Source organism: Streptomyces djakartensis (genome assembly GCF_014651075.1).
Lineage (GTDB): Bacteria > Actinomycetota > Actinomycetes > Streptomycetales > Streptomycetaceae > Streptomyces > Streptomyces djakartensis.
Map to the genome: position 1 here is coordinate 281887 of NZ_BMWE01000007.1, position 24663 is coordinate 306549.

The following is a 24663-nucleotide window of genomic DNA, read 5'->3' on the forward strand; positions in this document are numbered from 1 at the left end:
GGTATGGGCTGGGTAACCGACTGGAGTGCGCAGGCGGCCTGCCGCACTACCGATCCGGATGAACTGTTCGTTCAAGGAGCAGCGCAGAACAGGGCCAAGGCGGTGTGCACCGGATGCCCGGTGCGCACGGAGTGCCTGGCCGACGCGCTGGACAACCGCGTCGAGTTCGGCGTGTGGGGAGGCATGACGGAGAGGGAGCGCCGCGCACTGCTGCGCAGGCGGCCCACAGTGACCTCCTGGCGCCGGCTGCTGGAGACCGCGCGCTCGGAGTACGAGCGCGGCACGGGCGTCCTGCCCCTCGACGACGACGCGGTCTACGAGAGCTACGCGGCGGTGAGCTGAGGGCTCCCCTCCGGGAGCCCACGGCTGCGAGGGCCTTGCCGGGCCCTTCGTCATCGCCTCGCCGTGGCCGGACTGCCCTCAGGCACTCGCCTCGGGCAGGTCGGGTTCTTCGGCGGGGTCGGGAAGCTCGCGCTCGTTGGCCGCGAGCCGGTCGCCGATGTCGCGCAGTCCCGCGAGGTCGTGCACGTCGCCGGGCAGTGCGGCCACTTCTGTCACGGCCACCTCGGGGTGGAGCGCGGTGAAGCGGTCACGCGTGCGCTGCTCGCGGGAGAGCAGCTGCATACGTTCGGCGTGCAGCCTCAACAGGCCTGCCGTGAGCTGGTCGATGGACCGCTCGGCGTCCGCTGTGTCCGCTGTGTCCGCCGTGTCCAGGGTGTCCTCGATGTCGTCAGCGTCCTCGGCGGGGGAGCCACCATCGGAAGCCGGAGCAGAGGCACGAGCTGGCCTTTCTGGTGTGGGAGAGTCTGAACTGTCGTATACATCGGGGGAGTTACGAAGTCCTTCTTTCCCGCCCTCCTGATCCACAATGCCGGGCTCTTCAAGATTTTCCGCGGCGGCGAGCGCCCGCTCGGCCGACAGGCCGTCGGCGCCGCTGCCATGGACCCGGTTGAGGACCAGCCCGGCGAGCGGCATGTCCTCCGCGGCCAGGCGTTCCACGAAGTAGGCGGCCTCGCGCAGCGCGTCCCGCTCCGGGGCCGCGACCACGAGGAACGCCGTCCCGGGCGCCTGGAGCAGCTTGTACGTCGCGTCCGCCCGCGTACGGAACCCGCCGAAGGTGGTGTCCATCGCGGACACGAACGTCTGGACGTCCTTGAGGAGCTGACCGCCGAGCAGCTTGCCCAGGGTGCCGGTCATCATCGACATCCCGGCGTTCAGGAACTTCATCCCGGCCCGGCCGCCCAGCTTCGCCGGTGCCGTCAGCAGGCGGATCAGCCGGCCGTCCAGGAACGACCCGAGCCGCTTGGGCGCGTCCAGGAAGTCCAGCGCCGAGCGTGAGGGCGGGGTGTCGACGACGATCAGGTCCCACTCGTCCCTGGCCCGCAACTGCCCGAGCTTCTCCATCGCCATGTACTCCTGCGTGCCCGCGAAGCCCGCCGAGAGCGACTGGTAGAAGGGGTTGCCCAGGATGGCCGCCGCCCGCTCGCCGTCCGCGTGCGCCTCGACGATCTCGTCGAAGGTGCGCTTCATGTCGAGCATCATCGCGTGCAGCTCGCCGCCCGCGGAGTCGTCGATGCCCTTCACCCGGCGCGGGGTGTTGTCGAGGGAGTCGATGCCCATGGACTGGGCGAGCCGGCGGGCCGGGTCGATGGTGAGGACCACGACCTTGCGGCCCCGCTCGGCCGCGCGCAGCCCCAGGGCGGCGGCCGTCGTGGTCTTGCCGACGCCGCCGGAGCCGCAGCAGACCACGATCCGGGTCTTCGGGTCCGCCAGCAGCGGATCGACGTCGAGCACCCGCGCGGGGGCCAGACGGCGGGCCGGGTCGTGGGTGTGGGCCGGGTCCGGACGACTCATGACATCCCCTGCTTCCGACTCATGACGGGCCTTGCCTGTGTGCGGTGCCGCGGCCCACGGCGGGCCGGGCTCACGACACGCCCTGCTCGCGCAGCTCACGGGCCAGTTCGTACAGTCCCGCCAGGTCCATGCCCTCGGCGAACAGCGGCAGTTCGTGCAGCGGCAGGCCCAGTTCGGCGAGGACCGCACGCTGATCGTGCTCCAGCCTGTACCGCTCGGCGTACTCCTCGGCCTGGGTGAGCAGCGGGTCCACCAACCGCTCCGCGTGCCCGCCGCGCCGCGCCCCGCCGAGCCCGGCCGACGACAGCGACTTCGCAACCGTGGAACGCGGGACCGACCGCAGGAGTTCCAGGTCGGCCGCGTCCAGCATCTCCGGCCGCACCATGTTCACGATGATCCGCCCCACCGGCAGCCGGGCCGAGCGCAGCTCGGCGATGCCGTCCACGGTCTCCTGGACGGGCATCTCCTCCAGCAGCGTCACCAGGTGCACGGCCGTCTCCGGCGACTTGAGCACCCGCATCACGGCCTGCGCCTGATTGTGTATCGGGCCGATCTTGGCGAGACCGGCGACCTCGTCGTTGACGTTCAGGAACCGCGTGATGCGCCCGGTGGGCGGGGCGTCCATGACGACGTAGTCGTAGGTGAACCGCCCGCTGCGTTCCTTGCGTCGCACCGCCTCGCAGGCCTTGCCGGTGAGGAGTACGTCCCGCAGACCGGGCGCGATGGTGGTGGCGAAGTCGATCGCGCCGAGCTTCTTCAGGGCCCGTCCGGCGCCTCCCAGCTTGTAGAACATCTGGAGATAGTCCAGAAGGGCCAGTTCGGGGTCGATGGCGAGGGCATACACCTCCCCGCCCCCTGGAGCGACGGCGATCTTCCGCTCCTCATAAGGCAACGCTTCCGTCTCGAAGAGCTGCGCGATGCCCTGCCGGCCCTCGACCTCGACGAGAAGCGTCCGCTTCCCCTCCGTGGCGAGGGCCAGCGCTAGGGCGGCGGCCACCGTGGTCTTACCGGTACCGCCCTTGCCGCTGACGACCTGGAGCCTGCTCACGTATTCGAGCCTAACCAGTCCGCGCCCGGGCTACGCGGGAGGCTGTGGACAACCGGGGCCGCGGCCCGCCCGCGGCCGGGCCGTGGTCGGCCGCGAGGCCCCCTGCGGCAGGGGCTAGAGTCGGCCACATGACCAAGTGGGAATACGCAACCGTGCCGCTGCTCGTCCACGCCACGAAGCAGATTCTGGACACCTGGGGCGAGGACGGCTGGGAGCTCGTCCAGGTCGTGCCCGGGCCGAACAACCCCGAGCAGCTCGTGGCCTACCTGAAGCGGGAGAAGCAGTAGTGGGCGCCGTCGAGGCGAAGCTGGCCGAGCTCGGCCTGGCCCTGCCCGACGTGGTCCCGCCGCTCGCGGCCTACCAGCCGGCCGTGCAGTCCGGGCCGTACGTCTACACCGCCGGCCAGCTCCCGATGGTGGACGGCAAGCTTCCGCTCACCGGCAAGGTCGGTGCGGAGGTCACCCCGGAGGAGGCCAGGGAGCTGGCGCGCACCTGTGCGCTGAACGCCCTGGCCGCCGTCAAGTCGGTCGCCGGTGACCTGGACCGCGTCGCGCGTGTCGTGAAGGTCGTGGGCTTCGTCGCGTCGGCCCCGGACTTCACGGGCCAGCCCGCGGTGCTGAACGGCGCGAGCGAGCTGCTCGGGGAGGTCCTCGGCGACAAGGGCGTGCACGCACGCAGCGCGGTGGGCGTCGCGGTGCTGCCGCTGGACGCGCCGGTGGAGGTCGAGATCCAGGTCGAGCTCGCGTAGGTCCCTTCCGGCAGTCCCGGCTGCGGAGTCAGCCCACCGGAGCCACTCGAACATCCGCCCGTCAGCAGATAGCCTCGCGACCATGGCGAACGGTCAGTGGTATCCCCCGGAGTGGCCGGACCGCATCCGCGCACTCGCGGACGGCACGCTCAGCCCGGTCACCCCGAAGCGCGCGGCCACCGTCATGCTCCTGAAGGACACCCGTACCGGTCCCGCCGTCCACATGCTGCGCAGACGCGCCTCCATGGCCTTCGCCGGAGGCGCGTACGCGTACCCGGGCGGCGGCGTCGACCCCCGGGACGACGACCGCCACGTCCGCTGGGCGGGCCCCACGCGCGTGTGGTGGGCGGACCGGCTCGGCGTGGACGAGACGGCCGCCCAGGCGATCGTCTGCGCGGCCGTGCGGGAGACGTACGAGGAGGCGGGCGTACTGCTCGCCGGCGAGACACCCGACTCGGTCGTCGGCGACACCACCGGCGCCGACTGGGAGGCCGACCGCGCCGCCCTGGTCGCCCGGGACCTGTCCTTCGCCGAGTTCCTGGACCGCCGCGGCCTGGTCCTGCGCTCCGACCTGCTCGGCGCCTGGACCCGCTGGATCACCCCGGAGTTCGAGGCCCGCCGCTACGACACCTGGTTCTTCGTGGCCGCCCTCCCCGAGGGGCAGCGCACCCGCAACGCCTCGACGGAGGCGGACCGCACGGTGTGGATCGACCCGGGCGAGGCCGCGGCCGGGTACGACAGGGGCGAGCTGCTGATGATGCCGCCGACCATCGCGACCCTGCGCCAGCTGACCGCGTACGGCAGCGCCGCCCAGGCGCTCGCGGACGCCCCGGGGCGCGACCTCACGCCCGTGCTGGCCACCGCCCGCCTGGTGGACGGCGAGATCGTGCTCTCCTGGCCGGGCCACGACGAGTTCACCAAGCACATCCCGACCGCCCCGACCGGTGGAGCCCCCGCATGACGGACGCAAGCGCCCTTCCCGGCCAGCCCCGTGGCGGGGTCCTGTCGGGTCCCGCCACCGCGCGGGCCGTCAACGTCCTGGCGCCCAACCCGTCGGCGATGACCCTGGACGGCACCAACACCTGGATCGTGGCCGAGCCGGACTCGGACCTGGCCGTCGTGGTCGACCCGGGCCCGCTGGACGACGGGCACCTGCGCCGTGTCGTCGCCACGGCCGAGCAGTCCGGCAGGCGGGTCGCCCTCACCCTGCTGACCCACGGCCATCCGGACCACGCGGCGGGGGCCGCCCGCTTCGCCGAACTGACCGGCACGCGCGTGCGCGCCCTCGATCCGGCGCTGCGGCTGGGCGACGAGGGCCTGGCCGCCGGGGACGTCATCACCACCGGGGGCCTGGAGCTGAGGGTCGTACCGACCCCCGGCCACACCGCCGACTCGCTCTCCTTCCACCTGCCGGCGGACCGGGCGGTCCTGACCGGCGACACGATCCTCGGCCGCGGCACGACGGTCGTGGCCCACCCCGACGGCCGCCTCGGCGACTACCTGGACACCCTGCGGCGCCTGCGCTCCCTCACGGTCGACGACGGTGTCCACACGGTGCTCCCGGGCCACGGCCCGGTCCTGGAGGACGCCCAGGGCGCCGTCGAGTTCTACCTCGCCCACCGCGCCCACCGCCTGGCCCAGGTGGAGACGGCCGTCGAGGACGGTTACCGCACCCCCGCCGACGTCGTGTCCCACGTCTACGCCGACGTGGACCGCTCCCTGTGGCCGGCGGCGGAGCTGTCGGTCCGGGCGCAGCTGGACTATCTGAAGGAGCACGGGCTCATCTGACCGTGTCCGGGTACGACGTCGGGCCCCGTCTCGTGAGGAGACGGGGCCCGACGACGTACGGCAGGGCGTGTGCCCCTCAGCGGGAGCGCTTGGCGAGGCGTTCGACGTCCAGGAGGATCACCGCGCGGGCCTCCAGACGCAGCCAGCCGCGCTGGGCGAAGTCCGCCAGGGCCTTGTTGACCGTTTCACGGGACGCGCCGACCAGCTGGGCCAGCTCCTCCTGCGTGAGGTCGTGGACGACGTGGATGCCCTCCTCGGACTGCACGCCGAAGCGGCGGGAGAGGTCCAGCAGGGCGCGGGCGACACGGCCCGGGACGTCCGAGAAGACGAGATCGGACATCGCGTCGTTGGTCTTGCGCAGCCGGCGGGCGACGGCACGCAGGAGCGCCGTGGCCACCTCGGGGCGGGCGCTCAGCCAGGGCTGGAGGTCGCCGTGGCCGAGGCCGAGCAGCTTGACCTCGGTCAGTGCGGTGGCGGTCGCGGTGCGCGGGCCCGGGTCGAACAGCGACAGCTCGCCGATGAGCTCGCTGGGGCCGACCACGGCCAGCATGTTCTCGCGGCCGTCGGGGGATGTGCGGTGGAGCTTGACCTTGCCCTCGGTGACCACGTACAGGCGGTCGCCGGGGTCGCCCTCATGGAACAGTGAGTCGCCGCGGGCCAGGGTCACCTCACTCATGGAGGCGCGGAGCTCCGCGGCCTGCTCGTCGTCGAGCGCCGCGAAGAGCGGATTGCGCCGCAGAACGTCGTCCACGAGTTTTCTCCTTGTCGACCTGCTCAGGGGATGTTGCTCCCCCGCGTACCAAGGCACCGTGGTGCCCATTCTGCCGGACGGACCAAACAGTGTGATCTGTCACAAGGATGCCGCACACATGTCCCGGGGTACGCGGCAGGGGTCCAATTGGGCGCCGATCTTCAGGGGCCGGGGCGGATGTCGGTGCCTGGGCTTAGGCTGGCCGGGTGTCCAAATCGCCGGTGAGAGCACAGGCCGAGGGGGCTGCGCGGGTGGTTGTACGTCGCGATTCCGCTGTGGGCGAACAGAGCCCTGGCGGTGGCAGGAAAACGGCGAAAGCGACAACGGGGGAGGCGGCTCCCACGCAGACGCCGGAGGCCGGGAAACCGGCCGCCGCGAAGAAGCCGGCCACTGCCAGGAAGGCCGCGTCCGCCACCGGGAAGGCGCCCGGCAGGAAGGCGGCGTCCTCGAAGCGGCCGGGGGCCGCCGCCAAGAAGACGGCGTCCGCCAAGAAGACGGCGTCGTCGAAGCGGGTGGCGTCCGCTGCCGAGGAGGCTTCGGCGCCGGTGCGGAAGGCCGCCGCCGCCAAGAAGGTCACCGTGGCACCCAAGAAGGCCGTCGCCGGTGTCAAAGGAGCCGCCCCGGCCAGGGCCGTCGTCCATCCGCCGGGTGACGAGTCGCGTACCGCGCTGGTCCGCCGCGCCCGCCGTATCAACCGCGAGCTCGCCGAGGTCTACCCGTACGCCCACCCCGAGCTGGACTTCACCAACCCCTTCCAGCTGGTCGTCGCAACGGTCCTGTCCGCCCAGACCACCGACCTGCGCGTGAACCAGACGACACCGGCCCTCTTCGCCAGGTACCCGACCCCCGAGGACCTGGCCGCCGCCAACCCGGAGGAGGTGGAGGAGATCCTCCGCCCGTGCGGCTTCTTCCGGGCCAAGACGAAGTCGGTCATAGGGCTGTCCAAGGCACTGGTGGAGGACTTCGGCGGTGAGGTCCCCGGCCGGCTGGAGGACCTGGTCAAGCTGCCCGGCGTCGGCCGCAAGACCGCGTTCGTCGTGCTCGGCAACGCCTTCGGCCGCCCCGGCATCACGGTGGACACGCACTTCCAGCGCCTGGTGCGCCGCTGGCGGTGGACCGGCGAGACCGACCCCGACAAGATCGAGGCCGCCGTCGGCGCGCTCTTCCCCAAGAGCGACTGGACGGACCTCTCGCACCACGTGATCTGGCACGGCCGCCGCATCTGCCATGCCCGCAAGCCCGCGTGCGGCGCCTGCCCCGTCGCCCCGCTCTGTCCGGCGTACGGCGAGGGCGAGACCGACCCGGAGAAGGCGAAGAAGCTCCTCAAGTACGAGAAGGGCGGCTTCCCCGGCCAGCGCCTGAACCCCCCGCAGGCGTACCTGGACGCGGGCGGCAAGCCGGCGCCGCCGCTGGGGGCCGGATGACCCACGGCGACGGCCGGGCCACTCGCAAGGAGGACCGGATGGGCTTCGGACACAGCAGGACTCGCCTGGCGGAGGGCTCTGTCGACCGTGTGGAGGGCCGGGCCGGTCGTCGGGACCGGCGGGCCGGCGGTCCGGGTGGCCGGGCCGGTGGTGCGCAGGCCCGGGGCGGTGGCCACGACCACCGGACCGGCTGCCGTACCGGCTGGACGACGAGCCGGCACGGCGGGGCGGGCCGCGGGAGCGGCCGGACGACCTGCCGGGGTGGCGGGGCCGGTTGCTGGGACGGCCGGGATGACCGCTCGATCGGTGGATCATCGCGGGTGCCGGAACGATCCCGGACCCCTCGGGCGTTGGAAGCGGCAGGACGACGGGGGTGGCGATGAGGCGGGCGAGCGACACGCGGGGCGGCGGCCGGGTGACCGTGAGCAAGGAGGGGCTGCCCGCCTGGCTGGACCCGGTCGTGCGCGCCGTCGAGACGGTGCGGCCGACGCAGCTGAGCCGCTTCCTGCCGCCGGAGGACGGCGCCGGGCGCCAGTCCGCCGTGCTGGTCCTGTTCGGCGAGGGCGAGCGGGGGCCGGAGCTGCTGCTCATGGAGCGCGCGAGCTCACTGCGCTCACATGCCGGCCAGCCCTCGTTCCCCGGTGGCGCCCTCGACCCGGAGGACGGCGACCCGCGCGGCGACGGCCCGCTGCGGGCCGCCCTGCGGGAGGCGGAGGAGGAGACCGGACTCGATCCCTCGGGCGTGCAGCTCTTCGGCGTCCTGCCCCGGCTGTACATCCCGGTCAGCGGCTTCGTCGTCACCCCGGTACTGGGCTGGTGGCGTGAACCCAGCCCGGTCGGAGTCGTCGATCCGAACGAAACCGCCAGGGTCTTCACCGTCCCCGTGGTGGATCTCACGGATCCCGCCAACCGCGCCACCACCGTCCACCCCAGAGGTCACCGAGGCCCGGCATTTCTGGTCGAATCGGCCCTTGTCTGGGGTTTCACGGCCGGAGTCATCGACCGGTTGCTGTACTACGCGGGCTGGGAGCGGCCCTGGGACCGCGAGAAGCAGGTCCCGCTCGACTGGCGTGCATGACAGGGTGGCCTCCGTGAACGTGCTGGACATCTTGTTGCTGGTCGCCGCCGTGTGGTTCGCGGTCGTCGGGTACCGCCAGGGGTTCGTCGTCGGCATCCTGTCGGTGATCGGCTTCCTGGGCGGTGGCCTCGTCGCGGTCTACGCGCTGCCCGTCATCTGGGACACGCTCACGGACAACGCGGAGGTGAACACGACCGCAGCCGTCGTCGCCGTCGTGGTCGTCATCGTCTGCGCCTCCGTAGGTCAGGCCCTCACCACGCACCTCGGCAACAAGCTGCGCAGGTACATCACTTGGTCCCCGGCCCGGGCCCTCGACGCCACCGGGGGTGCCCTGGTCAACGTCGTGGCGATGCTCCTGGTCGCCTGGCTGATCGGCTCGGCCCTCGCGGGCACCACACTGCCGACGCTCGGCAAGGAGGTCCGCAACTCCAAGGTGCTGCAGGGCGTCTCCCAGACGCTGCCCGACCAGGCCGCCACATGGTTCGCGGACTTCTCCTCCGTTCTCGCGCAGAACGGTTTCCCGCAGGTCTTCAGCCCGTTCGACAACGAGCCGATCACCGACGTCCGGCCCCCGGACCCGGCCCTGGCCGGCAGCCCGGTGGCCACCCGCGCCCAGCGCTCCATCGTCAAGGTCATGGGCACGGCCCCGAGCTGCGGCAAGGTCCTCGAAGGCACCGGCTTCGTCTTCGACGACCGCCGTGTGATGACCAACGCGCACGTGGTGGGCGGCGTCGACGAGCCGACCGTGCAGATAGGCGGCGAAGGCAGGAAGTACGACGCCAGGGTGGTGCTCTACGACTGGCGGCGCGACATCGCCGTACTCGACGTGCCGGATCTCAAGGCGCCCGTGCTGCGGTTCACCACCGAGGACGCGAACAGCGGCGACGGCGCGATCGTCGCGGGCTTCCCGGAGAACGGGGCGTACGACGTGCGTGCCGCACGCGTGCGTGGCCGCATCACGGCCAACGGCCCGGACATCTACCACCGCGGCACGGTCCGCCGCGACGTCTACTCCCTCTACGCGACCGTCCGCCAGGGCAACTCCGGCGGCCCGCTGCTCACGCCGGAGGGCAGGGTCTACGGCGTGGTGTTCGCCAAGTCCCTCGACGACGCCGAGACGGGATACGCGCTCACCGTGGACGAGATCCGGGACGACATCACCAGGGGCCGCACCGCCAACCAGCAGGTGCCCAGCGACAGCTGCGCCCTCTGAGGACCCCTAAGGCCACTTCCGCGGCAGGCCCTTGGAGCGGCCGGGCGGGCAGGTGGTCGGGGCGTCACTCACACGAGTGGCGCCTCAGTCACGTGTGGGGCGCAGACGTACGGAAACCCAGCGGGCCCGGCGGCGGAGGATGCGCGGAATCCCGACCCTGGGATCCGCGGTCACCATCTGCGGTGCGCCGCTTCGCTGGTGGAGGTTCGCACCGCCCGCCGAGCGGCGATTGCGGCTTGCGTCACTGTAGTCGTGCGTCCAGCCCATACCCCGACGTCTGCCCCGGGCCCATGGTCGATAACCGCCCCCGGTGCCTCCAATTGGCCTATGCGCCAGGCAATTGGCCGTTCGTCGGACAAGCGTTCACACGCCGGTACCGGGTGCGCTCACCCGGTCACCGATCGGGCTCGGGATCCTTCAGCCAGTTGATGAGTTCCGAGGAGAACGCGACCGGGTCCTCCTCGTGCGGGAAGTGGCCGAGACCGTCGAACAGGCGCCAGCGGTAGGGCGCTTCGACGTACTCGCCGGAGCCGGCCGCGCTGCGGGTGCGCATGACGGGGTCGAGCGACCCGTGCAGATGGAGCGTCGGCACGCGCACGGGCCGCTTCATCCGGCGGTTGAACTGGATGCCGTCCGGGCGGGCCAGGGAGCGCACCATCCAGCGGTACGGCTCGACCGCGCAGTGCGCCGCGGAGGGGATGCACATGGCGCGGCGGTAGTTCTCCAGCGCGTCATCCTCCGGCGGACGCGGCCCGGACCAGTCCTGGATCAGTTCGGCCACCAGCGCCCCGTCGTCGGCGGTGAGCTGCCGCTCGGGGATCCAGGGCCGCTGGAACCCCCAGATGTGTGAACCGGCGCGGGTCTGCTTGACGTCCCGGAGCATGGCCGAGCGCCAGCGCCGCGGATGCGGCATGGACGCGACCGCGAGCCGCCGCACCAGCTTGGGGCGCATCGCGGCCGCCGTCCACGCCAGGTATCCGCCCAGGTCATGGCCGACCAGTGCGGCGTCCGGCTCACCGAGCGAGCGGATGACGCCGGTGACGTCGAGCGCGAGGTTGGCCGGGTCGTAGCCGCGCGGCGTGCGGTCGCTGCCGCCGACGCCCCGCAGGTCCATGGCGACGGCCCGGAAGCCCGCGTCGGCGAGTGCCACCAGCTGGTGCCGCCAGGTCCACCAGAACTGCGGGAACCCGTGCAGCAGCAGCACCAGCGGCCCGTCGCCCAGCTCGGCGATGTGGAAGCGCGCGCCGTTGGCGGCGACGTCGCGGTGGTTCCACGGGCCGTCCAGGAGTACGGCCGAGGCCGGTTGTGCCGGGGAAGGGGCGGGGTCCGTCATGACGACGAGCGTGCCACAGCCTCGATGGCCTCGGGGACCCGGTCCTGGGCGAGCTCGGGGCGGGGGTGCGGTTTGGCCTTCTGAAGGACGTTCGCGGTCTCCTTCATCGAGGCGGCGACCTTCTGCGGGCCCTTGCTCTTCTTGGCCTTCTTGGCGAACGTCACGCCGATCAGCGCGAGCACGACCGCGACGAGCACGTTCGCCGCGAACGACAGCAGGAAGCAGATCGCCAGGTTCCAGTCGCTCCAGGTGCGGATGCCGTAGGCCAGCGCGAAGTTCAGCATCGGCAGGGAGAAGATCAGCACGGCGCCGGCCGCCGAGAAGGCGCCCCCGCTGGTCGCGCCGCGCTTGACGTCCTGCTTGAGCTGCGCCTTGGCCAGCGCGATCTCGTCGTGCACCAGTGCCGACATTTCCGCCGTCGCCGAGGCGAACAGCTGGCCGATGGTGCGTTCGGCGCCGGCCGGGCTGCCGTCGGGTGCGCTCATCGCGGTCTCCCTCTTCTGCGTACGGTCCGATTGTCCGCGTCTTCTGTCAGGTTCGTACACATTCGTCCCGCTGTGTACGGCCTGGTCGCGTACGGTCCCGTCTTTTGTACCGTCTCGTCAGATCATGCCGGACCGTCGCGGTCATCGCCTGCCCCGCCCGGCACTTCGGCAAGCCCGTGCCGCGCGTCTGCCTTCTCCTGGGCGATCCGGCGGTGCTCGGCGGCCTTGCGCTCGTAGATCTCGGCGAGGCGCAGGTGGTACGCGGGATCGTCCTCCTCGTAGATGTCCGGGACGCCGCTGAGGTCCTCGTCGCGCTCCTCTTCCTCCCACAGCCGGCGGTACTTGGCGTTCCGTACCTTCAGCAGGACCGTCGCGAGTGTCGCGGCGATGAGGGAGCCCAGCAGAACGGCGGCCTTGACCTCGTCCGTCATGGTCCGGTCGCCCTCGAAGGCGAGTTCGCCGATGAGCAGCGAGACGGTGAAGCCGATACCGGCGAGGCTCGCCACCGCGAACACGTCCGCCCAGGCGAGATCGTCACTGAGCGACGCCCTGGTGAAACGGGCCGTCAGCCACGTCCCGCCGAAGATGCCCACCGTCTTGCCGACGACGAGCCCGAGGACGACACCGAGGGTCTCCGGCTTGGTGAACACGTCGGCGAGCGCGCCGCCGGAGATGGTGACACCGGCGCTGAAGAGCGCGAACAGCGGTACGGCCAGGCCCGCCGACAGAGGGCGCACGAGGTGCTCGATGTGCTCGCCGGGGGAGTGGTCCTCGCCCTCGTTCCGGTGGCAGCGCAGCATCAGGCCCATGGCGACACCGGCGACGGTGGCGTGGACACCGCTGTTGTACATCAGCGCCCAGATGACCACGGCGAGCGGCACGTACACGTACCAGCCGCGTACGCCCTTGCGCAGCAGCAGCCAGAAGACGACGAGGCCCGCCGCGGCGCCGCCGAGCGCGGCGAAGTTCAGGTCGGCGGTGAAGAAGACGGCGATGATCAGGATCGCGAAGAGGTCGTCGACGACGGCCAGCGTGAGCAGGAAGGCCCGCAGCGCACTCGGCAGGGAGGTGCCGATGACCGCGAGTACGGCGAGCGCGAACGCGATGTCGGTGGCGGTCGGCACCGCCCAGCCGGCCAGGGAGCCGCCGCCCATGGCGTTCGTGACGGTGTAGACGAGCGCCGGTACCGCCATGCCGCACAGGGCGGCGACGACCGGGAGCGCGGCGGCTTTGGGGTCGCGCAGGTCGCCCGCCACGAGTTCGCGCTTGAGCTCGATCCCGGCGACGAAGAAGAAGATCGCCAGCAGGCCGTCGGCTGCCCAGTGCGCGACCGACAGGTCGAGGCCGAGGGCGGCGGGACCGAAGTGGAATTGGGAGACGCTCTCGTAGCTGTCGTGCAGCGCGGGGATGTTCGCCCAGAGCAGTGCGGCGACCGCGGCGGCGAGCAGCAGCACACCGCCGACGGTCTCGGTGCGCAGCGCGTCCGCCACGAAGGTCCGCTCGGGCAGTGACAGCCGGCCGAGGACCTTGCGGGGTGTGGACGAGGGGGGCGCGGTCACGGGGAGACCTCCGGTTCTGGGCAGGGGGCAGCTACCTGCCGACCAGACTTCCCGGCACCCCTATGAGCTTCGTTTTGTTTAGCCTACCTAAGGGTGCCGCGGGGTGCACCGCGGCGATCTCCACCGGCTGCGCGAAAGGGCACTCGGCGCGCATGGCCGCCGGGTGCCCTTCGTCCGTCGCGCTATGCCGTGCTCAGTCCTCGCTCGGCGCGGCCGGCAGCTTGGCCTGGATGAGGTCCATGACCGTGGAGTCGGTCAGCGTGGTGACGTCTCCGAGCTGGCGGTTCTCGGCGACGTCCCGCAGCAGCCGGCGCATGATCTTGCCGGAGCGGGTCTTGGGCAGCTCGGCCACCGGCAGGATCCGCTTGGGCTTGGCGATCGGGCCGAGGGTGTCGCCCACGTGCGTGCGCAGCTCGGCGACCAGATCCTCGGTCTCGGCGGCCGTACCGCGCAGGATCACGAAGGCGACGATCGCCTGCCCGGTCGTCTCGTCCGCCGCGCCGACCACGGCCGCCTCGGCGACCGACGGGTGGGACACGAGCGCCGACTCGACCTCCGTGGTCGAGATGTTGTGCCCGGAGACGAGCATGACGTCGTCGACCCGGCCGAGCAGCCAGATGTCGCCGTCGTCGTCCTTCTTGGCACCGTCACCGGCGAAGTACTTGCCTTCGAAACGCGACCAGTAGGTGTCGATGAACCGCTGGTCGTCGCCCCAGATGGTGCGCAGCATCGACGGCCACGGCTCGGTCAGCACCAGATAGCCGCCCCCGCCGTTGGGCACCTCGTTCGCCTCGTCGTCGACGACCGTCGCGGAGATGCCGGGCAGCGGCGTCTGCGCCGAGCCGGGCTTGGTGGCGGTCACGCCCGGCAGCGGGGTGATCATCATCGAGCCGGTCTCGGTCTGCCACCAGGTGTCGACGACCGGGGTGCGGTCGCCGCCGATGTTCTTGCGATACCAGATCCACGCCTCGGGGTTGATCGGCTCGCCCACCGAGCCCAGCACCCGCAGGCTGGACAGGTCGAACTTGGCGGGGATGTCGTCGCCCCACTTCATGAACGTACGGATCGCGGTCGGCGCGGTGTAGAGGATCGTCACGCCGTACTTCTGCACGATCTCCCAGAAGCGGCCCTGGTGCGGCGTGTCGGGCGTGCCCTCGTACATGACCTGCGTCGCGCCGTTGGCGAGCGGGCCGTAGACGATGTACGAGTGGCCGGTGACCCAGCCGACGTCGGCGGTGCACCAGTACACGTCGGTCTCCGGCTTGAGGTCGAAGACGGCGTGGTGGGTGTAGGCGGTCTGGGTGAGGTAGCCGCCGGAGGTGTGCAGGATGCCCTTCGGCTTACCCGTGGTGCCGGAGGTGTAGAGGATGAACAGCGGGTGCTCGGCGTTGAACGCCTTGGGGGTGTGCTCCGCGCTCTGCCGGTCCACCACGTCGTGCCACCACACGTCGCGGCCCTCGGTGAAGGCGACCTCCTGGCCCGTGCGGCGCACCACCAGGACGTGCTCGACGTTGCCCGCCTTCTCGACCGCCTCGTCCACGGCCGGCTTGAGCGCGGACGGCTTGCCGCGCCGGTAGCCGCCGTCGGAGGTGATGACCACGCGCGCGTCGGCGTCCTGGATGCGGGTGGCGAGCGCGTCGGAGGAGAAGCCGCCGAAGACGACCGAGTGGGCGGCCCCGATGCGGGCGCAGGCCAGCATCGCGATCGCCGTCTCGGGGATCATCGGCATGTAGACGGCGACCCGGTCTCCGGCCTGAACTCCCAGCTCCAGCAGGGCGTTGGCCGCCTTGGAGACCTCGTCCTTGAGCTCGGCGTAGGTGATGGCGCGGCTGTCGCCGGGCTCGCCCTCGAAGTGGATGGCGACCCGGTCGCCGTGCCCGGCCTCCACATGGCGGTCGACGCAGTTGTAGGCGACGTTGAGCTCGCCGTCCTGGAACCACTTGGCGAACGGCGGGTTCGACCAGTCGAGGGTCTCGGTGGGCTCCTTGGCCCAGGTCAGCCGACGGGCCTGCTCGGCCCAGAAGCCGAGCCTGTCAGCCTTGGCCTGTTCATACGCCTCCGCGGTGACGTTGGCGTTCGCGGCCAGGTCGGCGGGGGGTGCGAACCTGCGCTCTTCCTTGAGCAGGTTGGCCAGGCTTTCGTTGCTCACGGCATCTGCCTTTCCCAGGGTGTCCGTTGTGTCCCAGGCCACAGCTCATCAGACCCGGGGGTGCGATGACAAGGGCCGACCGTCAACTGGTTTAGACCTGTCGGGCGGTGCTGCCGGGGACCGGGGTCATCCGTACCCACGGACGCCGACCAGGGAAAGTTCAGCCTTGTGACCGATCATCGGCCATCACCCAAGGGGGGCCGCGAGCGCCAGGGTGGACACCGCGCCGCCGATCGGGGCGCCCACCCTGGCCGGGTGACCGGCTCACGCCGTGAGGTCCGCCTCCCGGACCCGGTCGAAGACCCGGTCGCCGTCCGCGTCGGTGAGCAGGTACGCCTCGGCCTCGCCCACGTCGAAGTACATGCCGTGCAGTTCCAGCGTGCCCTTCTCCAGGGCCCGGGCCACCGAGTCGTGGGCGCGCAGATGCTCCAGCTGCTGGACCACGTTGGTCAGGCAGAGCCGCTCGACCGCGTCCTCGGGCTCCCGCCCGGCGAGTCCGCCCCACGGCGGGCTGTCAGCGGTCATGCGCTCCAGGCTGGGCACCCCGTGCCGCAGCCACCGCTCCAGCGGTGTCCGGGCGTTGCCGGGCTCGGAGCCCAGCAGCGCCTGCATGGCGCCGCATCCCGAGTGTCCGCACACCGTGATGGACCGCACCCGCAGCACGTCCACGGCATATTCGATCGCGGCCGCCACCGAGTCGTCGCCGCTCTCCTCGCCGGGCCGCGGGACGAGGTTGCCCACGTTGCGCACCACGAACAGGTCGCCCGGACCACTGGAAGTGATCATCGAGGTGACCAGCCGGGAGTCGGCGCAGGTCAGGAAGAGCTGCGAGGGCCGCTGACCTTCGCGAGCCAGCCGGGCCAGCTCGCTGCGCACCAGGGGCGCGGTGTTGCGCTGGAACGCGCTGATGCCACGCGCCAGTTCCTGCCCGCTGGCTCCGCCGGCACCTGTCGGGTCCGGCTCGGAGCGGTCGGTCCCGTCCGGGTCGTTCTCGGGGTGGCGAGCGGACTGGGGGCGTTCGCACTGGTGGTTGCGCCAGGGCGTCCAGGGCCGGCAACGGCAGCCGGCGGAGGCCTGCGGCTCGGAGATGCGCGTGCCGGGGTGCCTGCCGGTGATCTCGACGGTGCCACCCTGCGCGGTGTGCGTCTTCTGCCAGTCCTGCAGGGTCTCGTACGCCGCGTGGTCCATGAACGAACCGTCCAGCTCGACCACCGTGTCGGCGCCGTGGGGTACGAGATGCAGGGCCCGGCTGAGGCGTGGCACCGCGAGGAACGTCAACTGCCCTCTGACGCGTACGTGGTGGACTCCTTTCCTCTCTTCGTGCGTGATGCGGGTGCGGGTGAGGCGGTGCAGGGCGACTGCGACGGCCGTGGCGATGCCGAGTGCCACGCCCTGGAGGACGCCGAGGAAGACGACGCCGAGGGTCGTGACGGCGTACACCCAGACCTCGCGGTGGCGCGTCACCGTGCGGATGTGGTGCAAGGACACCATCTGGATGCCGATGGCCATCACCAGGGCGGCGAGCGAGGCGAGCGGGATGAGCTCCAGGACCGGGACCATCAGCAGCGTGGCGATCACTACGAGAACGCCGTGCAGCATCGTGGAGTTCCGGCTCACCGCACCCGCGTTCACATTCGCCGAACTGCGCACGGCGACACCGGCGACGGGCAGTCCGCCGAGTGAGCCGGAGACGATGTTGGCGGCGCCCTGGCCCAGCAGTTCCCGGTCGAGGTCGGAGCGCCCGACGTGGGTGGACGCGCCCTCCCGGCGTGCGGCCAGCTTGTCCACCGCGACCGCGCCGAGCAGTGACTGCACGCTGCACACCAGGGTGATGGTGAGCACCGCCGCGGCGAGGCCGGGCAGGGAGCCCTCCGGCAGTCCGGCCAGGGCGTGGTTGCTCCAGGACGGCAGGTCGACCTTGGGCAGGCGCAGGCCGGTGAGGGCGGCGGCCGCGGTGGCTCCGGCGACGGCGACGAGCGCGGCCGGGACCCTGCGCAGCAGGCGGCCGGCCTGGCCCGGCACCCGCGGCCAGAGCAGCAGCACCGCCAGGGTCAGCACGCTCACCGACACGGCCTCGGGGCGCATGTGCGCCAACTGGGCGGGCAGGGCGCGCAGATTGTCGGGGACGGAGCTCTGGGGTGTGCCGCCGAGCACGATGTGCAGCTGGGCGACGGCGATGGTGACGCCGATCCCGGCGAGCATGCCGTGCACGATGGCGGGACTGACGGCGAGAGCGCCACGCGCCACACGCAGGCAGCCCAGGCCCAGTTGGGCGATGCCGGCGAGGATGGTGATGGCACAGGTGGCCCGCCAGCCGTAGCGCTGGATGAGGTCGGCGGTGACGACGGTGAGTCCCGCGGCCGGTCCGCTGACCTGGAGCGGGGAGCCGCCGATGCGTCCGGCCACGAGCCCGCCCACGGCGGCGGCCACGAGGCCGGCCTGGAGGGGTGCGCCGGTGGCGAGGGCGATGCCCAGGGACAGGGGCAGGGCGATCAGGAAGACCGCGATCGATGCCGATACATCGGCGCCCGCGATCCTGAACCGGCGGGGCCCGGTCGGCGGCGGGCTGTGGGGTGGGTGGGGGCGCTCGGTCCGGTGCGAATCGGCGGCGCGTGCTGGGACGCAGGCTGACATGGCTTTCCCGTCTCCTCCGGGGCTGCGCGGTCGCGTGAATTGGGGGCTCCCCGCTCGGGGCGGGGTTTTGGTCGCGGCCGTGACTCACGACGTGAATCGGCGGGATCAATCAACGTTCAGTAAACGGATCGTAATGCAGAGTAAAGGAGGGGCATGGACTTTGCGGGCAAATGGGTTAATGAATCACCAGTAAGAGTGAAGCGGCTCTTTGATCGGCTTGTCGTACTAATTCCTTCTTCATCTCGTGCGAACTTGGCGGCGCTGTCGGCACCCGAGACAAGGAAGAAGGTGGGCGACACATGGCCGCCACCCACAGGATCGCCGCAGGTTCCTTGATCGCCGCGATGTGCGCCGCATCGCTCGCCGGCTGCGCGACCGGCACACCCCCGGAAAGAGCCACCGAGCCGCGGAAACCGAAGCCGGCCCAGGCCCCGAAGAGCGCGGTCCGGCTGATCGGAGACGGCTCCACCGCCTACACCGGCGCACAGCCCCGCCTGCCCAGACCCGAGCGGCTGCGGCCCGGCCAGAAGCCGCCGCAGTTCGTCGTCTTCTCCTGGGACGGCGCGGGCGAGGACAGCCAGAAGCTGTTCTCCCACTTCCGCAAGGTCGCCAGGGAGAACGACGCCACCATGACGTACTTCCTGAGCGGCGTGTACATGCTGCCGGACGGCAAGCGCGACCTGTACCGGCCGCCGCAGCACTCTCCCGGGCGCTCCGACATCGGCTTCAACGACCGCCGGGGCGTCGCCGCCACCGCGGAGCAGCTACGCCTGGCCTGGCTGGAGGGCAACGAGATCGGAACCCACTTCAACGGCCACTTCTGCGGCAGCGGCGGCGGGGTCGGCGAGTGGTCCGTGAGGGAATGGAAGGACGAGATCGCCCAGGCCAAGCACTTCGTGAAGACCTGGAAGACCAACACCGGCCTGAAGGACGCGGCGCCGCTGCCGTTCGACTACGACAAGGAGCTCATCGGCGCCCGCACACCCTGCCTGGAGGGCCGGCGGAACTTCATGAGGGCGGCCCGCGACCTGGGTTTCCGCTACGACACCAGCGGCGTCAACGACCAGGTCTGGCCGGGCAGGAAGGGCGGCCTGTGGGACCTGTCGCTGCAGCTCGTGCCGTTCCCCGGCCACTCCTACGAGCAGCTCAGCATGGACTACAACTTCATGGTCAACCAGTCGGGCACCGACACCCAGGGCGACCCCGCCAAGCACGAGTTCTGGGGCGACCAGATGCGCGACGGCCTGCTCATGGGCTTCCGCCGGGCCTACCACGGCAATCGCGCGCCACTGATCATCGGCAACCACTTCGAGTCCTGGAACGGCGGCACCTACATGCGGGCCGTCGAGGAGGTCATCGAAGCGGTGTGCACCAAGGAGGAGGTGCGCTGCGTCTCCTTCCGGCAGCTGGCGGACTGGCTGGACGCCCAGGACCCCAGGACGCTGGAGAAGCTGCGGACGCTGAAGGTCGGCGAGGCGCCGAGGCAGGGGTGGGCGTCCTTCCTCGCGGATCGGCCCGTCCCGGCCCGGAAGGAGGCGCCCGAGGCTCCGGCGGCCAGGGGGTAGCCGCGTGAAGAAGGCCACTTGGCCGTCGTGCGGGCTCCTGGGATGCGTAGGGTCGTACTCATGAGTACAGCAGGCGCGACCGCCGACCCGCTCGCCTCCCTGGGCGAGCTGCCCGGCGTGGCCGAGTCCGTGGAGTCCGTACGCAAGGCCGTGGACCGGGTCTACGGCCACCGGATCATGCGCCGGCGCAGCAACGAGATCACCTCCGAGGCGGCCCTGCGCGGCGCCCGCGGCTCGGCGGCGCTGTCCGGCGCCGACTGGGCGCTCGAGGAAGTGCGCCGGCGTACGGACTTCAGCGGCGACGGCGAGGCCCGCACCGTGGGAGCGGCCCTGCGCCTGACCTCGGAGGCGGGGCAGCTGCTGTCGATCTGGCGGCAGTCCCCCTTGCGGGTGCTGGCCAGGCTGCACCTGGTGGCGGCGGCCGACAAGGCCGACCAGGTGGGGCGGCCCCGGCAGGCGGGCGAGCCGGTCGACGAGCCGCTCATAGGCCTGCCGCTGCCCAGCGCGGCGGAGGCGCACGGCCGGGTGGAGGGGCTGGGCGGGCTGATCATCGCGGGGAGTTCCGCGCCGGCCCTGGTGACGGCCGCCGTCGTGCACGGCGAGCTGCTCGCGCTGCGCCCCTTCACATCCCACAACGGCCTGGTCGCGCGCACGGCCGAACGCATCGTCCTGGTCGGCAGCGGCCTGGACCCGAAGTCGGTCTGTCCGGCCGAGGCAGGCCACGCGGAGCTCGGCCGCGAGGCCTACCTGGAGGCCCTGGACGGGTACGTCTCAGGCACCCCGGAAGGCATGGCCGCCTGGATCGCCCACTGCGGCAGGGCGGTGGAACTGGGGGCCCGCGAATCCACGGCGGTGTGCGAGGCGTTGCAGCGCGGAGCGGCGTGAGAGCCCACCGGAAAAGAGATGCGGCGGTACGAGAACTCGTACCGCCGCTGGCATGAGCACCGGGTTACCAAGCGTCCTCGATATATGCCCATCAGGCCGGGAGCTTTGCCCGTCACCTGGTGCGGCTGGCCCGTAATCGACGGGTCGACGTCGCGTGGGTGCCCGGTGTTCATGCGCGGTCCGTGGGGCCAAATGCGTATTTAAGGTGATCCTCTCGGATGTCCTTGGTCTCGCGGGCCGTTGAGTCCTTTGTACTCCTGACCCGCAGGTAGCGGAAGTCCGGGCCGCACTTCTTTACTTTTGGGTTCAATCGGGACTTCGGGGCGTCCCTGGTCAGGCGACTGCCGCCCGGCGCCGGTTCGCATACCAGACCAGACCGGCGGTGGCCGCGGCCGCGCCTATCGCGGCGACCGCGACCAGGGCCGGACGCGGTGGTACGGAGAAGGACGGGATGCGCTGCTTGAGCCGGACCGGACGGTGGAAGTCCAGGATCGGCCACCCGCGCGCGAGGGCCTCGCGGCGCAGCGCGCGGTCCGGGTTCACGGCATGGGGGTGGCCGACGGCCTCCAGCATGGGCACGTCGGTCGCCGAGTCGCTGTACGCGTAACAGCGGCTGAGGTCGTACCCCTCGGACGCGGCCAGCTCCCTGATGGCCTCGGCCTTGGTCGGGCCGTAGGCGTAGTACTCCACCTCGCCGGTGAAGCATCCGTCGTCGCCCACGACCATACGGGTCGCCACCACGCGGTCCGCGCCGAGCAGCTCGCCGATCGGCTCGACGACCTCCGCGCCCGACGTGGACACGATCACCACGTCGCGGCCGGCGGTGTGGTGCTCCTCGATGAGGGAGGCGGCCTCGTCGTAGATGATCGGGTCGATCAGATCGTGCAGCGTCTCGGCGACGATCTCCTTGACGTGCTGAACGTTCCAGCCCCGGCACAGTGCCGACAGATACGAGCGCATGCGCTCCATCTGCTCGTGATCGGCGCCGCCGGCGAGGAAGACGAACTGGGCATACGCAGTTCGCAAGACAGCCCTTCGGTTGATCAGACCGCCTTGGTAGAACGACTTGCTGAAGGTGAGCGTGCTCGACTTCGCAATGACCGTCTTGTCCAGGTCGAAGAACGCCGCTGTGCGGGGCAACGAGTGGTTTTCCACGCCCCTGAGCATAGGGGCAGCCCATTCGGCGTAAGGTGGGGCGCGTGGGTTTGCCTGAGAGGGCTCTCGGGTACACCATGGAAGTCACGGATCGTTCGCGACCGTGCTAACCCGGCCCGACTCCTCCCCCCCCGAGTCGGCCGTGGGGACGACCCCCGCTCTCCCCCCCGGCGGGGGTCGTCGCATGTCCGGGTGGGTTTTCTTTCTTCTCATGTGATCAAAGCACTGCGGTAGCGCTCCCTTGGGCGAGCACTTGTCATGCGCATGATTCATTACTGTGGGTAGTGGCCGGGCTGCTCTGCGGGGGCCGGCAGGGAGCCGCAGAGGGCCACCGGTATGAGTGACGACGATATTCACAACCATCGGAACGTCCACAGTTATCCACCAAGATCCACATGATTTCCCGGATCGCTGCACCGTGATTCCAGCGCACCCCCGCTCGCGGCGACTTCATGACCGGCCGCGATTCGGGGGACGTTTGGCCGGTTTCCGTCGGCCGTTCATAGGGAGGCCGCCTTGTCGGTTCTTCCCACGTTTGGGAATCGCGGGGCCACAGAAGCCGTGCGAGTCACGCAGCGAAGGGGGATGGAGACCGTGGCCGGAATCGTCACACACGATCCGCCGCCGGCCGCCGGAGGGCGCCAGGGCGGACCGCTCATCGTCACCGAGGACACCGAACTCCTGGACGACCTGCTGCGCCTGTGCGCGGCGGCGGGCGCCACACCCGAGGTGCACCACGGGGTGCCGGAGCGCAGAGGCAGCTGGGAGGCCGCGCCGCTCGTCCTCGTCGGCGACGACGCGGCGCGGCGAGTACGCGGGGCCGTGCGCAGACGGGGCGTCGTCCTCGTCGGAAGGGACCAGGACGACTCCGGGGTGTGGCGGCGGGCCGTCGAGATCGGCGCCGAGCACGTCCTGATGCTGCCCGACGGCGAGCAGTGGCTGGTCGACCGCATCGCCGACGTGGCAGAAGGCGTCGGCCGGCCCGCTCTCACCGTGGGTGTCATCGGCGGCCGGGGCGGTGCCGGAGCGTCCACGCTGGCGTGCGCGCTCGCCGTCACCTCCGCGCGGGAGGGGCTGCGCACGCTCCTCGTGGACGCCGATCCGCTGGGTGGCGGACTCGACGTACTCCTCGGCGGTGAGACGGCCGACGGGCTGCGCTGGCCCGCCTTCGCCTCCTCGCGCGGCCGGGTCGGCGGCGGCGCGCTGGAGGAGTCGCTGCCCGAGCTGCACTCGCTGCGGGTGCTCAGCTGGGACCGGGGCGACCGGATCGCCGTGCCGCCGCAGGCGGTGCGCGCGGTGCTCGCGGCGGCCCGGCGCCGGGGCGGCACCGTCGTGGTCGATCTGCCGCGCCGCATCGACGACGGCGTCGCCGAGGTCCTCACCCAGCTGGACGTCGGCGTGCTGGTGGTGCCCGCCGAACTGCGGGCCGTCGCGGCCGCCGGGCGGGTGGCGTCCGCGGTCGGCATGGTCCTGCGCGATCTGCGGGTGGCGGTCCGCGGACCGTATCCGCCAGGACTCGACGAACGCGAGGTGGCGCGGCTGCTCGGACTTCCCCTCGTCGGTGAGGTGCCGGTCGAGCCGGGGCTGCTGCGCCCGGACCAGGGCACGGCGCCCCCGGGCGGCGTCCCGCGCGGACCGCTCGCCCGGTTCTGCAAGGGGTTCTGGGAGCGGGCGCTGGTCGAGGCGGGTGCCGCGTGAGCGCGGCGGCCGGCACGGTGTCCGGACCGGAAGGCACCGGCCTGCTCGACGGGGTCAGGCGGTGGCTGGCCGAGAGCGGTGCCGAGCCGACACCCGCGCGGGTGGCGCAGGCCCTGCGGGAGCAGGGGCGGGTGCTCGGTGACGCGGAAGTCCTGGGGGCCGCCGCCCAGTTGCGGTCCGAGCTGGTGGGCAGCGGGCCACTGGAGCCGTTGCTCGCCGACCCGTCGGTGACGGATGTGCTGGTGTCGGCCCCGGACCGGGTCTGGGTGGACCGGGGGCGCGGACTGGAGCTCACGCCGGTGCGATTCGCGGACGCGGCGGCGGTGCGGCGGCTCGCCCAGCGCCTCGCCGCGGTGGCCGGGCGCCGTCTGGACGATGCCCGCCCCTGGGCCGACGCCCGGCTGCCCGACGGGACACGGCTGCACGCGGTGCTCCCGCCCGTGGCCGTGGGCTGTGCCTGCCTCTCGCTGCGGGTGGTACGGCCGCGTGCCTTCACACTCGGCGAGCTGGTCACGGCGGGCACGGTGCCACCGGGCGGGGACCGTGTGCTGCGCGCGCTGCTCGACGCCCGGCTGTCCTTCCTCGTCAGCGGGGGCACGGGCACCGGCAAGACGACGCTGCTGAGCGCCCTGCTGGGCCTGGTGGGGGCTGACGAGCGGATCGTCCTCGCCGAGGACTCGGCGGAACTGCGGCCGGACCATCCGCACGTCGTGCGGCTGGAGACCAGACCCGCCAACCAGGAGGGCGCGGGCCTCGTCACGCTCGAGGACCTGGTGCGCCAGGCGCTGCGGATGCGGCCCGACCGGCTGGTCGTGGGTGAGGTGCGCGGACCGGAAGTGGTGCATCTGCTGGCCGCGTTGAACACCGGCCACGAGGGCGGCTGCGGGACGGTGCACGCCAATGCCGCCGCCGACGTACCGGCCCGCCTGGAGGCGCTCGGCACGGCCGCCGGGCTCGACCGGGCCGCGCTGCACAGCCAGGTGGCCGCCGCCCTCTCCGTGGTGCTGCACCTCGTACGCGACCGGGCCGGGCGGCGGCGCATCGCCGAGGTGCACGTACTCGAGCGGGACCCGACGGGACTGGTGCGAACGGTGCCGGCCCTGCGATGGGGAGCGGAGGCCTTCGTACGTGAGCGGGGCTGGGAGCGGCTGCGCGGGCTGTTGCGCGACGACGTGAGCGGGAGCGGGGCGGAGACGGCCGGACGCGCGCCGGTGGAGCGAGCCGGTGATGACGGGGGCAGCGGCGGCCGGGTGGCGGCCGGGCCGGGAGGACCGAGTGAGGGCGGCGGTGGCTGAG

Annotated in this window: 22 protein-coding genes; 12 read left to right on the forward strand and 10 right to left on the reverse strand. The window is 71.7% G+C overall.

Annotated elements, in window-relative coordinates; all coding sequences use genetic code 11:
* Positions 1-3 precede the first annotated feature (3 nt).
* Complete coding sequence (gene wblA, locus IE212_RS14640) at positions 4-342, forward strand: transcriptional regulator WblA (RefSeq protein ID WP_190198243.1); 339 nt, start codon at positions 4-6, stop codon at positions 340-342.
* A 78-nt stretch (positions 343-420) separates the two neighbouring features.
* Here wblA and bagB read toward each other — a convergent pair whose 3' ends face one another.
* The gene (gene bagB / locus IE212_RS14645) at positions 421-1854 is read right to left on the reverse strand and encodes an ATPase BagB (protein ID WP_190198244.1); all 1434 of its coding nucleotides are present in this window, start codon (positions 1852-1854) and stop codon (positions 421-423) included.
* A 70-nt stretch (positions 1855-1924) separates the two neighbouring features.
* Positions 1925-2902, reverse strand: a complete 978-nt coding sequence (gene bagA / locus IE212_RS14650; protein WP_190198245.1) for an ATPase BagA — start codon at positions 2900-2902, stop codon at positions 1925-1927.
* 128 nt (positions 2903-3030) lie between these two features.
* Between bagA and sp36 the strand changes: the two genes are divergently transcribed.
* The 4 genes from sp36 to IE212_RS14670 all read left to right on the forward strand — a co-directional run bounded on the left by sp36 (position 3031) and on the right by IE212_RS14670 (position 5438).
* Positions 3031-3189 (forward strand): Sp36 family protein, encoded by a 159-nt coding sequence (gene sp36 / locus IE212_RS14655; protein ID WP_003991873.1) that lies wholly within the window; start codon positions 3031-3033, stop codon positions 3187-3189.
* Positions 3189-3650: a RidA family protein gene (locus tag IE212_RS14660; protein ID WP_190198246.1), complete on the forward strand. Its 462-nt coding sequence runs from the start codon at positions 3189-3191 to the stop codon at positions 3648-3650. Before sp36 ends, IE212_RS14660 begins: the two co-directional genes overlap by 1 nt.
* Positions 3651-3732: 82 nt before the next feature.
* The gene (locus IE212_RS14665) at positions 3733-4611 is read left to right on the forward strand and encodes an NUDIX hydrolase (protein ID WP_190198247.1); all 879 of its coding nucleotides are present in this window, start codon (positions 3733-3735) and stop codon (positions 4609-4611) included.
* On the forward strand, positions 4608-5438 hold the full coding sequence (locus IE212_RS14670) for an MBL fold metallo-hydrolase (RefSeq protein ID WP_190198248.1): 831 nt from the start codon (positions 4608-4610) through the stop codon (positions 5436-5438). The genes IE212_RS14665 and IE212_RS14670 overlap by 4 nt, the downstream gene beginning before the upstream one ends.
* A gap of 76 nt (positions 5439-5514) precedes the next feature.
* On the opposite strand, the gene IE212_RS14675 is transcribed toward IE212_RS14670, so the two are convergent.
* Positions 5515-6189 carry a Crp/Fnr family transcriptional regulator gene (locus IE212_RS14675; protein WP_030235771.1) on the reverse strand — a complete coding sequence of 225 codons (675 nt, stop codon included), beginning with the start codon at positions 6187-6189 and terminating at the stop codon, positions 5515-5517.
* Between the two features lie 275 nt (positions 6190-6464).
* On the opposite strand from IE212_RS14675, the gene nth reads away from it, so the two are divergent.
* From nth to IE212_RS14690, 3 genes are all read left to right on the forward strand, one after another.
* Positions 6465-7613: an endonuclease III gene (nth, locus tag IE212_RS14680; RefSeq protein WP_229864307.1), complete on the forward strand. Its 1149-nt coding sequence runs from the start codon at positions 6465-6467 to the stop codon at positions 7611-7613.
* A 379-nt stretch (positions 7614-7992) separates the two neighbouring features.
* Positions 7993-8691, forward strand: coding sequence for an NUDIX hydrolase (locus tag IE212_RS14685; protein WP_190198249.1), 699 nt, complete (start codon positions 7993-7995; stop codon positions 8689-8691).
* A 13-nt stretch (positions 8692-8704) separates the two neighbouring features.
* Positions 8705-9904: a MarP family serine protease gene (locus tag IE212_RS14690; RefSeq protein WP_190198250.1), complete on the forward strand. Its 1200-nt coding sequence runs from the start codon at positions 8705-8707 to the stop codon at positions 9902-9904.
* Between the two features lie 84 nt (positions 9905-9988).
* Here IE212_RS14690 and IE212_RS34940 read toward each other — a convergent pair whose 3' ends face one another.
* The 6 genes from IE212_RS34940 to IE212_RS14715 all read right to left on the reverse strand — a co-directional run bounded on the left by IE212_RS34940 (position 9989) and on the right by IE212_RS14715 (position 18064).
* A complete protein-coding gene (locus IE212_RS34940; protein WP_229864309.1) occupies positions 9989-10171 on the reverse strand; it encodes a hypothetical protein in 183 nt (60 codons plus the stop codon).
* A 127-nt stretch (positions 10172-10298) separates the two neighbouring features.
* Entirely contained in the window at positions 10299-11237 is a 939-nt protein-coding gene (locus IE212_RS14695) for an alpha/beta fold hydrolase (RefSeq protein ID WP_190198251.1), read from the reverse strand.
* Positions 11234-11722, reverse strand: a complete 489-nt coding sequence (locus IE212_RS14700) for a phage holin family protein (protein WP_190198252.1) — start codon at positions 11720-11722, stop codon at positions 11234-11236. Before IE212_RS14700 ends, IE212_RS14695 begins: the two co-directional genes overlap by 4 nt.
* Before the next feature lie 122 nt (positions 11723-11844).
* The gene (gene nhaA / locus IE212_RS14705) at positions 11845-13281 is read right to left on the reverse strand and encodes a Na+/H+ antiporter NhaA (protein WP_190198253.1); all 1437 of its coding nucleotides are present in this window, start codon (positions 13279-13281) and stop codon (positions 11845-11847) included.
* Positions 13282-13474: 193 nt separating this feature from the next.
* Positions 13475-15430 (reverse strand): acetate--CoA ligase, encoded by a 1956-nt coding sequence (gene acs, locus IE212_RS14710; protein WP_190198254.1) that lies wholly within the window; start codon positions 15428-15430, stop codon positions 13475-13477.
* Positions 15431-15694: 264 nt separating this feature from the next.
* Positions 15695-18064: a bifunctional SulP family inorganic anion transporter/carbonic anhydrase gene (locus tag IE212_RS14715; protein WP_190198255.1), complete on the reverse strand. Its 2370-nt coding sequence runs from the start codon at positions 18062-18064 to the stop codon at positions 15695-15697.
* Positions 18065-18363: 299 nt separating this feature from the next.
* Here IE212_RS14715 and IE212_RS14720 point away from each other — a divergent pair, with 299 nt between their 5' ends.
* On the forward strand, positions 18364-19629 hold the full coding sequence (locus IE212_RS14720) for a polysaccharide deacetylase family protein (RefSeq protein ID WP_190198256.1): 1266 nt from the start codon (positions 18364-18366) through the stop codon (positions 19627-19629).
* A gap of 60 nt (positions 19630-19689) precedes the next feature.
* Complete coding sequence (locus IE212_RS14725) at positions 19690-20514, forward strand: Fic family protein (RefSeq protein ID WP_190198257.1); 825 nt, start codon at positions 19690-19692, stop codon at positions 20512-20514.
* A 333-nt stretch (positions 20515-20847) separates the two neighbouring features.
* Here the strand turns inward: IE212_RS14725 and IE212_RS14730 are convergent, their stop codons facing one another.
* The gene (locus tag IE212_RS14730) at positions 20848-21681 is read right to left on the reverse strand and encodes an HAD family hydrolase (RefSeq protein WP_190198258.1); all 834 of its coding nucleotides are present in this window, start codon (positions 21679-21681) and stop codon (positions 20848-20850) included.
* Positions 21682-22254: 573 nt separating this feature from the next.
* Here IE212_RS14730 and ssd point away from each other — a divergent pair.
* Both ssd and IE212_RS14740 read left to right on the forward strand, forming a co-directional pair.
* Positions 22255-23367 (forward strand): septum site-determining protein Ssd, encoded by a 1113-nt coding sequence (gene ssd, locus IE212_RS14735; protein WP_190198259.1) that lies wholly within the window; start codon positions 22255-22257, stop codon positions 23365-23367.
* Positions 23364-24662, forward strand: coding sequence for a TadA family conjugal transfer-associated ATPase (locus tag IE212_RS14740; RefSeq protein ID WP_190198260.1), 1299 nt, complete (start codon positions 23364-23366; stop codon positions 24660-24662). The genes ssd and IE212_RS14740 overlap by 4 nt, the downstream gene beginning before the upstream one ends.
* The last annotated feature ends 1 nt before the right edge of the window (position 24663 follow it).

Coding starts and splice junctions, on each gene's coding strand:
- wblA (WP_190198243.1), top strand. CDS start 4: ATGGGCTGGGTAACCGACTGGAGTGCGCAGGCGGCCTGCCGCACTACC.
- bagB (WP_190198244.1), bottom strand. CDS start 1,854: ATGAGTCGTCCGGACCCGGCCCACACCCACGACCCGGCCCGCCGTCTG.
- sp36 (WP_003991873.1), top strand. CDS start 3,031: ATGACCAAGTGGGAATACGCAACCGTGCCGCTGCTCGTCCACGCCACG.
- IE212_RS14665 (WP_190198247.1), top strand. CDS start 3,733: ATGGCGAACGGTCAGTGGTATCCCCCGGAGTGGCCGGACCGCATCCGC.
- IE212_RS14670 (WP_190198248.1), top strand. CDS start 4,608: ATGACGGACGCAAGCGCCCTTCCCGGCCAGCCCCGTGGCGGGGTCCTG.
- IE212_RS14685 (WP_190198249.1), top strand. CDS start 7,993: ATGAGGCGGGCGAGCGACACGCGGGGCGGCGGCCGGGTGACCGTGAGC.
- IE212_RS34940 (WP_229864309.1), bottom strand. CDS start 10,171: ATGGGCTGGACGCACGACTACAGTGACGCAAGCCGCAATCGCCGCTCG.
- IE212_RS14695 (WP_190198251.1), bottom strand. CDS start 11,237: ATGACGGACCCCGCCCCTTCCCCGGCACAACCGGCCTCGGCCGTACTC.
- IE212_RS14700 (WP_190198252.1), bottom strand. CDS start 11,722: ATGAGCGCACCCGACGGCAGCCCGGCCGGCGCCGAACGCACCATCGGC.
- IE212_RS14715 (WP_190198255.1), bottom strand. CDS start 18,064: ATGTCAGCCTGCGTCCCAGCACGCGCCGCCGATTCGCACCGGACCGAG.
- IE212_RS14720 (WP_190198256.1), top strand. CDS start 18,364: ATGGCCGCCACCCACAGGATCGCCGCAGGTTCCTTGATCGCCGCGATG.
- IE212_RS14725 (WP_190198257.1), top strand. CDS start 19,690: ATGAGTACAGCAGGCGCGACCGCCGACCCGCTCGCCTCCCTGGGCGAG.
- IE212_RS14730 (WP_190198258.1), bottom strand. CDS start 21,681: ATGCTCAGGGGCGTGGAAAACCACTCGTTGCCCCGCACAGCGGCGTTC.
- ssd (WP_190198259.1), top strand. CDS start 22,255: ATGGAGACCGTGGCCGGAATCGTCACACACGATCCGCCGCCGGCCGCC.